Here is a 10,665-nt window from a genome sequence, read left to right as displayed (position 1 = left end):
AAGGGGGTCAGCTTAACGCGGAACTAGGGGACCAGTTTGCGCGTATTCTCCACATTAGAGCAATTAGATAATTCAGGGTTTTCTTCCAAAATACGTGGTTCTATATTGGCAATATCATATTCTGAATTTTCTTTGCCAATCCATGTGAGTTCGAGTTTTTGTTTGGACATATTCTAGTCTTTTTGTTGAAATTGATCAAACTTAAATAATTCTGTACGAATTTTTTGTTTTAAATCTTCCGGGGCGTTGAAATAATTGAAAATAAAAGAAACGCCCGTAATCATCAGAATGCTCCCGATTATAAAATTTTCAAAGGCATCAATTATAGATTGATTCAAAAAACTATCTCCCGCGGATTGATAATGCTCAAAAACAGAAAGCAAACTATAAATATCATAAGCGTACTTATAATCCTTCAACATCTCTGTTTTTAATATTCCCGCAAGTTCAGTCGGTTCTAAAGGTTTTATTCCATCCCTGAGCTTTGATGTGGTATTAATAAATTGATCAGGAAAAGCGCTCACCAATAATTCTAAATGTTTTTTGTTTTCTGCGACGGAATAACCAGAATCAGCACTACACACATTTTTATATAACCGTTTAACAATTTTTCTATCAAGGCTCTTTATGGCATTTGAAAAATCTGATTTGTCATGAATATTAAGCAAGTAGCTTAACGTTATAAAATCTAAAACGCCGGTTCTTAATAAAAGTAAAATTGGAAACCTTAGTTTTTGATTAGTATTATACCCCTCCAACAACAGATAAGCAGCTTCAAACAATTGTCTTTCTCTGATTAAAAAGCTCAACATTGTTTTATTTTTACCATCACGTATTGCTAATACATCAATGGTTTTATGCAACTCGTCAATATGATAAGTGGTATTTAATAAAATTTCTTGCAATAGTATTATGTTATTTCCCTTGTCTTTCATCTTAATCCAATTCCGTGGTCTATATTTTCTCCGATTGTTAACCTACCTAATGACTCATTTTCGTATTAGATCATGATAAAACTGTTGACCTATATTATTCCATTTGTCATCTGGCAGTGTGCAAATTTTTACAATATCTTCATTTTTCGCAATTAAGACAGAATTAATTGATTCGAATATTCGATTATTGGAAAACAAACAAACCAATTTGTAATCATTCAAATTTAAGAAAACAAAACTTCCGTTATCTGCGTTAAGTGAAAATACTCTCGTCTCTTCAAGAATTTTTTTTTCATAAGTGAAAAATCCAATCGGGAAATATGATATAGCCTTTTTTATTTCATCTCGTTTATCAATTAGAGATTGTTGACTAATCTCCATCATTGAATTAAGATTCTGTTGTAACAAAATGATTATTTCATCTGGAATTATAAAATGATTGAAAAATCGAAAATCAATTTTAGGATTGGTCTGATTTTCCGAAACAGTTTCGGCGGGAAAGAATTTCGAAATCGCAGCGCATCGCCAAATTATAGAGTAAATAAATAGCCGAAATATTGCTGGATCAAGAGAGGAATTTGTTTTCCACGCAAGTTGGCTATTTCTAGCCACAGAGAACTTTGTAAAACATAATATTGAATGCAAATGACGTAGTTTATTAGCAACATAGGTTTCAAGAACAGCAAATTTTCTTTCACATTCACAGCAAAAAACATGGTCAATATGTGGAATTCCTTGTGTCTTTCTGCTTTCACCGTTCGCTCCAATATAGAAAGGGAATTTTTTGTGATCGGTACGAAAAAGTCCATTTGTAAAAAAATTCGGAACAATATGGGAATTGCACTGATCAGCTTTATTAATCTCACACAAAAGACATAACTCGTTATTGGCCCTTGTAAAACTCATATGAAAATTATTTGTAATTTAAGCTAGCGAGATAATTTTCGATTTCTTTTTTACTTGGTAATATAACCGAATACTTATGCACAAAAATACTTTCCTCCAGTCCGGCAGTGGCATATTTTACCATGGTGTTACCCTTATCTGTGCAGAGTAATATGCCCACTGGGGGGTTGTCACCCTCTTGCATTACTTCATTACGATAGTAATTAAGATAAGCGTTCATTTGGCCTACAAACCCATGTTTGAATTTTTCTGTTTTCAAATCTACCAGAATATGGCATTTTAGGATACGGTGGTAAAATACCATGTCAATAAAATCGTAGGTGTCGTCAATCAGTATCCTCTTTTGGCGGGCTTCAAAGCAAAAACCATGTCCGAGTTCCAGTAAGAACATTTGTAAATGATCTAGTAATGCCTGTTCTAAATCGGATTCAGTAACAAGCGCACGGTCACTCAATCCAAGAAATTCTATGGTAATGGGATCGTTAATTAAATCTTTAGCGCTAAGTTGTATGGCTTTCTGGTTTACTAATTCAGAGAGCTTCTTTTTGTCTTTTGAAAGACCGGAGCGTTCAAAATACAGGGATTCAATTTGTCTTTGAAGCTCCCTGATGCTCCATGTTCCTTTCACACATTCAATTTCATAAAAAGCTCTCTTTAACGGATCATCAATTTTGACCAGTTCAACAATATGAGAAAAAGATAAAGTTTGAAGTATCCGGGCGGGATCAAGACCTATTTTATTCGTATTACTTTTTGCTTTACTTGCAGCCTGAATAGCAGTAACGTCAATAACTTTAGATTTATCAGACACTGTCTGATAAATTTCTTTTTTCGCACCTCCTGTTAATTGTTCAGACGATGTCTGAATATTTGATTTCTTTGAAAGGATTTGCGATTTGTCAGACGGTGTCTGACCAATTTGCATAGTTCTGAATAAGTCAGGCACTGTCTGACTTATTTGAGGATAAGTAAGGTAAAACTGGCGAAATATTTTAAGATTAGTTTCGGAGATACCTTTAATACTGATTTTTTTGGATAACTCTTTGAGAAGTTTTTTTCCATATTTCGCCCTGTCGTCACCGTTTTGTTCGTATTCCACAATATAATACCCATAAATCCAATTCCGCAATGTTAGAGAAATATTCACTGATTTGGCTGCCGAAGCATGAAGCGTATCATGTGTAAATTGTAATTTTTGTAAAAGAAGTTCAAAATTCATAACATGCTTTATTTGATTGTCCAACGGATGGTAAAAAGGTCGGTTACGTTTGTATTTTGTTTTAACCGGGCTTCAATTTCGGAAATAAGGCTTTCTTTTTTCACATCCACATCATCCTGATGTTGGTAAAGATTCATCCGCATCTCATTCCTTCGTTTTTCCATTTCCTTTATCTTGCGCTGGGCATGGACTTTTTCTTCCAGTTTCAGGATTTTTTTGGCTTCGGCTTTCAGGGTTTTTATTTCCACATCAAGTTGCTTCAACCTTAATTCCAGACTGGCCTTAACATCTTCAGCCCATTTATCAAGTTTTTCCAATTCTGCATCAAAAAATCCGGAATTGCGTTCCGCATTAGTCTGAATTATTTCCTGACTCAGGCCGGCCAGTATTTCCTTGAGTAGCCCAGCGTTTTCATAATCAACCGTAAGCTCGGCTTCAAATAATTGCGCAGGAAGACGAAATATTCGCTGACATTGTTCTTGTGTCAGAATCATCTTGTGGTCGGTGATACCACATAAAAGTACGTGATCTTCTTTTTCAAAAGATTCAATCGTGAAATTATTGGCCTTTATCCAACCTGCTTTACCTTGCAAATCCTGCAAAACATTTACAATCACTCCACTTCCGGACAAATCAAATTCAATGTGTTGTATTGGCGTTTCTATCTCTTTGCATTTTTGAATGATGCGCTGCGCCAGCGGGTGACCAATTCGAAATACATTGGAATCTATTATGGCTTTACCGGTACGGTATGGCCCGGGGTGAATTTTTTCATTGGGAAATGGGTTCTTTTTTAGATAAAAGGAATGTTCCTGATCAGAAAAATCCGCGTAGCCATTGAGACAAAATCTTGATATCTCCCAAAGCCAGTTCTCATATTTATTTAGATATTCCTTACTCTCAGCAAGGTTTATGCGCAGCTTTTCATGAACTTCAACATCGAAATTCTCAAGTAATTTCTGGCGTGTGGACTGCATTTTCTCATCAATCTCGCTTTCCATCTCTTGTTGAAGCTCGTCAAATGATGTCTGAATTTCTTCAATAGTCCGACAATTCTGGTATATCTGAACTATTCGCTTTTCAAAATCGACTCCGCTCTCAATACTTCCCAATACTTCATCACTTGCGCCGAAAACTCCATTGAACAATTTAAATTTTTCATCCAGTAATTGGTAAACCCTTTGATCAGCTGCATTTTTCTTATTCAGGAAATTAACTACAACTACATCAAAACGTTGCCCATAACGATGGCAGCGACCAATTCGTTGCTCAATTCGCTGAGGGTTCCAGGGCAGGTCATAGTTAACTACAATGGAGCAGAATTGCAGATTAATTCCTTCGGCAGCAGCTTCTGTTGCGATCATGATAACTGCTTCGTCACGGAAATATTCAACCAGTGCCGCACGTATATCTGCACTTTTAGATCCTGAAACTTTATCCGTGCCTTTATGTTTTTCAAACCAATTGTGGTAAATCTCTTTCGATTTATTATCGTTATTGGAGCCGTTGAAAAGTAATATTCTCCCTTGATACGGCGTGTTTTCAAGGATATCAAATAAATACTTCTGTGTTCTCACAGATTCGGTAAAAATCACAGCCTTTTGCGGCGCACTTCGATCAGTCGCCTCAAACCCCCTTGTAAGTGCTGTAATCAAGGCATTCCCCTTAGAATTTATTTTAATAGACCGGGCAAGCTTATTGAATCGCTTTAAGGAAGATATTTCGGTCTTTATCTCATCAATCTGTAAGGGTGTGTATGCCTGCCTCTGGTTTGAATCACTTTCATTTTCATCTTCTGTCCACTCGTCTTTGATATCATCAAACTCTTCAAAATCCTTCCGAATGTCCGCCACTACTTGGGACAGGCCATCGTCACGCAAATTAGTTTCAAGTTTTTCTGCAAGCGCAGAGAGTGTGCCGGAAATAGCGTACGTGGACGATGCCAGAAGCTTGCGCAAGATCAGTGTCATGAGTTGGCGCTGGCTCGCGGGAAGAGCATATAGTATGGGCGATTGCAGATATTCCGAAACCAAATCGTATAATTCTTGCTCTTCATCAGTCGGGTAAAACTCTTCGACAATGGCGTGACGGTTAGTATATTTGATATATTCTAAAACTTGCCGCCTTAACGTTCGTTTACAAATAGGAATCAGCCGGGTTCTTAACTCAGCAAAATCGATATCGTTTTTTAGATATGTAAATTGACTTTTAAAACTGCTAAGATCACCGAAAGTAAAGTCATCAATAATACTTACCAATCCAAAAAGTTCAAGGAGGGAGTTCTGGAGAGGTGTCGCCGTCATTAATATCTTTGGAAAGTTTGCAAGAGAGTTTTTTATACTGTTTGCAATTTTATTTGATGGCTTGTAAACATTTCTTAATCGGTGAGCTTCATCAATGATTACCAGATCCCAATTAATGAGTGGAAGGTAGGATTCTTTACCTTTTGCAAATTGATAAGAGCAAATAATGATCTGATCCTGTTCAAAGGGGTTGAGCTTTCCTTTTTTGATGAAGGAATCAAAGCAGGCCTTCTCCATGATGATAGAAGGTAAAAAGAATTTATCCTGAAGCTCCTGGCTCCATTGTTTCCTTAAATTTGAAGGAACGATTACAAGTAATTTCCTTTTTTGTTCAGCCCATTTTTGAGAAATCACTAAACCTGCCTCAATTGTTTTACCTAAGCCAACTTCATCTGCTAAAATCGCACCTTTTGATAGGGGCGATCGGAAAGCAAATAAGGCAGCTTCGACTTGATGAGGGTTTAAATCGACTTGTGCATCAACTAATGTGGAAGCAAGCTTCTCAACACTGTCAGAAGGACTACGTTTGGTTAGCTCAAAAGCGAAATATTTAGCGTGATAAGCAGTAATTTTCATGGAAATCTAAAAGGCATTTTCAAAAGTATGACTTTTGAATTTATTAACAGGCATTTCGGTCTCATTTTATTTAAAAATTCGACATATTACCTTAAATCCACCTTAAAAATACCTTAATAATACTTTTTTGAACCTAAAAGTTACTCGTTTTTCACTTGGAATTAATTTTTTCAACTGAAAATTTACTTAAAACCCACCTTTCATCTTATCCATCTTATCCGGATCTCACCCATCCCGCAACCAATAAGCAAAAGAAAGCGGATAAGATGAAAAATCATCTTACCCGCAAAAAATCATCTTACCCGGTCTGGGAGCCTTATCAATGCTGCATTATATCGTTTCTGGATAAGATGGATAAGATTAATCGGTGTTTTCTGTTATTTTTTCGGATACGTAATATCCAAAGTTTCGATTTTTACCAGTCCTGTCACGAACAAAGCCCAACAACTTCAATGATTTGCCAATTTGTACGGCATTCAATCGTACCTTATTATCGGTTTTCTCGGCCAAATGGATCAGAATTTCAGTTGCTGTCATAAACTTGGTATGATTTGCTTCAGTTGCCGGTTCTAGGTATTTTTCAATCAGCTCTTTTTCCGAGGTCACTATATGGAACTGACGGTTGTATGCTTCATTCTCGGCAATTTCCTCCGGGCTAAGGTCGCATGTAAAGTCCGATTTGTTGTACAGGAAATAGGCCTGGGAATACACGTTGTCCATATTCACCTTCTCGCGGTAACTCCAAGTAATTTCATTTATGATGAAGCAGAGCCAACGTACGCTACCGCTTTCGTCATTCAGAAATTCGGTCTGGTTTGTTGACCCGATGAAGCTGGCGCGGCGGGGGATAATCGAGTTTCGCCGGTCATAAGGCAAACGGTCGTTGATCTTGTCTTTTGAAAAAAGACTTTTCAGAGCGTTGATCTCAACCCGGGAGAGCGTGGATAGTTCATCCAGGTTAATAATCATGTTGGTTGTGAGTAGTATCCTGCTGTCTTTGTCAACGGATAGGTTTTCCGCGATATAGTTCCTCAGTCGGGGAGGGCAGAGGAAACGGCAGAAGGTCGATTTGCCGCTATTCTGCTGATCATGAACCAGGATAAATGCCTGTTTGTTGAAATAGTCGTCAATCAGGGCGCATTTGATCGTTCGAACCAGCCACTTCCTGAAATGGTTGTCGAAACGGTTTCGATCTTCATTGCTTACCTTCACGAAACTTGCGAGAAGTCTTATATAATCAACCTTTTTGTCCCATACTGGAAGGCTTTCAAAGTATTCCAGAAACGGGTTGTAGCGGCTCACAAAATCCGATTTGAGGAAGGCCACGAGGTTGTTCAGACTTAAATTTAACCCATCCAGCTGCATTTTGATAAATATGCTGTTCTCATTTAGTGGCTGGTACTCAACTGTGCCTTTTTCTCTATATTCAAACTGTGTGGAGACTTCGTTGTAGCGTATCTCGTAATGCTTTTCCAGATACTTTTTCGCAAGCTGAAACTTATTGTACGGAATCTTCGTCTGCTTTTCCGTTTTCTCTTCCGCCGGCTTCTGGTCAAACATTTCCGGATACTTCTTTTCAACCGGTGTAATGTCAATACCCTGATTTTTGGCCATAAAGAACAACGTGCGAATTTTAATTCCGGAGCCTGTGCCTTGCAAACACTTTGTGTATTGCTCATTGCAGATTTCGGAGTTGTATTCAGGATTAAATCTGCTTATCCGGTGGAAATAGCCTCTGCCACTTTCGCCTAGTGCATCGCAAAGAGCAAACCCGATATCACGCCAGTTATTGTAATCGCTTGTCATATCCAGCCGGGCGGCCTCAACCTGTTCGGTCACTTTCTGAATATCCTTTTCCAGCGAAAGATTGGTATTCACTGGAAACGGTTTAGCATCAAGCTTCAGGAGTGCTTCAGCATCATAGGATACAAAGCAAAGACGTGAAACATCCCGACCGCTTTTATCGACAGGGATACCAAGGATACTCTCATAATGAGCTTTCACCTGATTGAATGCCGCCGGATGGTGCTCGCGCCCGGTGTTCACCTGAACAATTATTTTGAGTCCATTTCCCCCGGGGCTTAAAAACATCGCGTAGCTGTACTTTTCGTTGCCTGCTTTTTCCCTGGCTATGGCCAGCTCCTGTGCATTCAATTTGTCGATATCCAGGACAAGCATTCCGGAATAGGCTGAAATGGTCTCGATCTTTCTCCCGTTTGAAAACGTCCCGCACGGTGTGAATGCCGTCAATGACTTTTTCTTTTCGGTGTAGTCTTTCTTTTTGCCTTCCGCAACAAGGATCCGGAGTTGCTCAACCTGCTTGCGGTACACACCAGATTTTATCCGGCTGATGATTTCTTCAATCGGAAGAACCTCGATGGCTTCATTGAAATTCTTGAAAATGGTTACTTGTTTCATATTGGTTCCCCTTAGTAGCCTTTAATGTCGTTGTGGTATTTATTAAGGAATTTTTCTACATCTACCGCCCTGTAGTAGTATGTATGCCCGATGGCGGTGTGCGGGATCATTCTTTTGCTCCGGTATTTCTGTAGTGTCCTTTTGCAGCACCCCAAAAGTTTCATCACGTCCTCTCCGGTCAGCCAGCGCTCAGTCAGCGGATTGTTTGCCTTTGTGACAATTTGAGCGAACCGGCCTTCAAGGGAGCTCATGCGTTCCATGATTGCTTTAAAAGCATTGCTATCAATAGTTATTACATCCATAGTTGTTTTGTGTTTGAAGTTTGACAATCGGTTTGTGGTTCGTTGCAACTAAAACCGATGCAATGATACAGCCGGAAGAAAAGTCTTTTGGTCTTAAAATGGTCTTTGGACTAAATAAGACTTTATTGCCCGTTTTATCGACGCAAAACTGCGCTATTCCTTACCGGGTCTGGTAAGGATGTCTTTGATGTTGATCTTTTTGGGGCTATTTGCCTTGATCCGCTTGTCGGTGCGGTAAGATTTCAGGTTTGTATTGACAGTGTGATAGCTCAATCTCTTGCCATACTTGTCAAGAAAGACCTCCATGATGATTGCACGGAGATTTTCGGGGGATGTGTCGAATAGGGGTTTGTCGGACACCTTGATTTCTTCGGTTATTTGGATGAAGATATCCATCAAAACATTAATCTGGCCGTTCCATACACCGGGATAGAACTTTGGTGAGCCTTGCTCTTGCTGAGAAGACTTTTTTTCGGAAAAAGTCTCAGCGCCATTTTCGTTTGTATCCGCAGTATTGCAATCATCTGAGCAAGGTTTCCCTAAGTAAGACTTTTTAATGAACGTGCAATATTCTGATCCGCGCATGTCAAAAAGCGCTTTCAAACGTCCGAGCGCGATGCTGCTGAATAATTCTGATTTGAGTTGTTCCCTTGTTTCGGGAGTAATGCTCAGGAATGGTTTAAACAGTTTCTGATAAAACAGAATTGTGTTTATTAGAACCATGCTCAGAGCAAGCAGAATGTAGATGTCGTCTCTTGAGTGGTTGTCATTCAAATGAAGTTTTGCATCATAGAGCAGGAGCTTCGTCTTAACGATGTGCTTTTCCGCATAGACGGTCAATTCTTTCCGGTCGACCGTTTGTTCAAATTTTTTCTCAGCACGTATTTTTAGCCGTTCAAACTCATCCATTATTAATTCAAGGAAGATATTTGTTTTAAATGAGGTGAAGCTGGGAATATCCAGAACCTCGCGCCCGGCGTATGCTTTCATTGGCACAACGCTGATCTCCGTTTTTCCTCCCGGTACGGATTTCTTAATAATGTCAAAGTCTGATTCGTCCTTGAATCCAAATGAAAGAAAGTCGGTTTCCGCGATGAACTCATCGACATCCTGGCCTTTTATGAGGACACTGACAGTGCGTGTTTGAGCCTCAAGTATTATATTTTGAAGGTTTGAATTGTCAGAATATTTAGGAAGGAATGGTCGGTACCGACCCTGAATTAGTTCTTCAAAGAGATGGACGTGCATATGTTGTGTAAGCGTTTTTATCATAAAACGTCCAGGTTTTTGAAGCAAAATAGAAATGGAATACACAAAATTACATATAGATGCGTTTATTTTAATGATTGTTAATAAATTTTAGAAGGGCTGATTTTATTGGAAAGTCGGGGCGATTTGAGTCAGGCCGAATATCTTATCACCCATATATATCGCTAATAAGGAATAGCATTGGAATAAGAATGAAACAATATTATAGTATCTTTTAAGTATCCGATGCAATTTGGTTACTTGCAGATAATATGAAATGATGTTGATGGGATGTTCGCGAATGCTACCGCGCAAACGCAAAACTCTTGATTCAAAGAGAATAATCTTACGTTAAATGGATTACCGTGGGTTTCTATAATATCTTTAACGAATTCCAATAACTCTGATTGTTCTAATGGGCAGATAAATAGACCAAATTTCGAATGATAATGATCCGAAATACTTTTAACCTTTTGTATTATTACTGGGTCGTGTACTTTATAGAATGCCTCTTCGAATGTCATAATCAATCAAGTATTTTGTAAATATACTACATTTGTTAATGATATGCAAAATTGTGTATTTTTGCTGAACAGATACCATCCTCAATTGATTGAAAGATCCGATAACTCATTAGGTTGATGCACAAAATATAGTCTGAGTCATGGCTAAAATATCCGGCGCGCAAATTAATTTACAATTTATAAATCACTATTGTCCGATAAAAATACAGAATATTATTTTGCAAACCGCAACAA

8 protein-coding genes are annotated in these 10,665 nt (G+C 38.4%); all 8 read right to left on the bottom strand.

Translation table 11 applies throughout. From position 1 onward, the window contains the following. Window positions 1-23: 23 nt before the first annotated feature. Complete coding sequence (locus WCM76_16310; GenBank protein ID MEI6767194.1) at window positions 24-170, bottom strand: DNA methyltransferase; 147 nt, start codon at window positions 168-170, stop codon at window positions 24-26. A 3-nt stretch (window positions 171-173) separates the two neighbouring features. Next, on the bottom strand, window positions 174-935 hold the full coding sequence (locus WCM76_16305) for a hypothetical protein (protein MEI6767193.1): 762 nt from the start codon (window positions 933-935) through the stop codon (window positions 174-176). Between the two features lie 54 nt (window positions 936-989). Continuing rightward, window positions 990-1,841 (bottom strand): hypothetical protein, encoded by an 852-nt coding sequence (locus WCM76_16300; GenBank protein MEI6767192.1) that lies wholly within the window; start codon window positions 1,839-1,841, stop codon window positions 990-992. A gap of 7 nt (window positions 1,842-1,848) precedes the next feature. Continuing rightward, window positions 1,849-3,060 (bottom strand): PDDEXK nuclease domain-containing protein, encoded by a 1,212-nt coding sequence (locus WCM76_16295; GenBank protein ID MEI6767191.1) that lies wholly within the window; start codon window positions 3,058-3,060, stop codon window positions 1,849-1,851. Window positions 3,061-3,068: 8 nt separating this feature from the next. Then, complete coding sequence (locus tag WCM76_16290; GenBank protein ID MEI6767190.1) at window positions 3,069-5,939, bottom strand: SNF2-related protein; 2,871 nt, start codon at window positions 5,937-5,939, stop codon at window positions 3,069-3,071. A 360-nt stretch (window positions 5,940-6,299) separates the two neighbouring features. After that, the gene (locus WCM76_16285) at window positions 6,300-8,357 is read right to left on the bottom strand and encodes a BT4734/BF3469 family protein (GenBank protein MEI6767189.1); all 2,058 of its coding nucleotides are present in this window, start codon (window positions 8,355-8,357) and stop codon (window positions 6,300-6,302) included. 11 nt (window positions 8,358-8,368) lie between these two features. Then, a complete protein-coding gene (locus WCM76_16280; GenBank protein MEI6767188.1) occupies window positions 8,369-8,659 on the bottom strand; it encodes a helix-turn-helix domain-containing protein in 291 nt (96 codons plus the stop codon). Between the two features lie 153 nt (window positions 8,660-8,812). Then, window positions 8,813-9,931, bottom strand: a complete 1,119-nt coding sequence (locus WCM76_16275; protein ID MEI6767187.1) for a hypothetical protein — start codon at window positions 9,929-9,931, stop codon at window positions 8,813-8,815. Between the last annotated feature and the right edge of the window lie 734 nt (window positions 9,932-10,665).

The sequence above is a fragment of the Bacteroidota bacterium genome (assembly GCA_037133915.1).
Classification (GTDB): domain Bacteria; phylum Bacteroidota; class Bacteroidia; order Bacteroidales; family CAIWKO01; genus JBAXND01.
The sequence above is the reverse complement of the archived record's forward strand: the minus strand, read 5'-3'. Positions and strand labels throughout refer to the sequence as shown.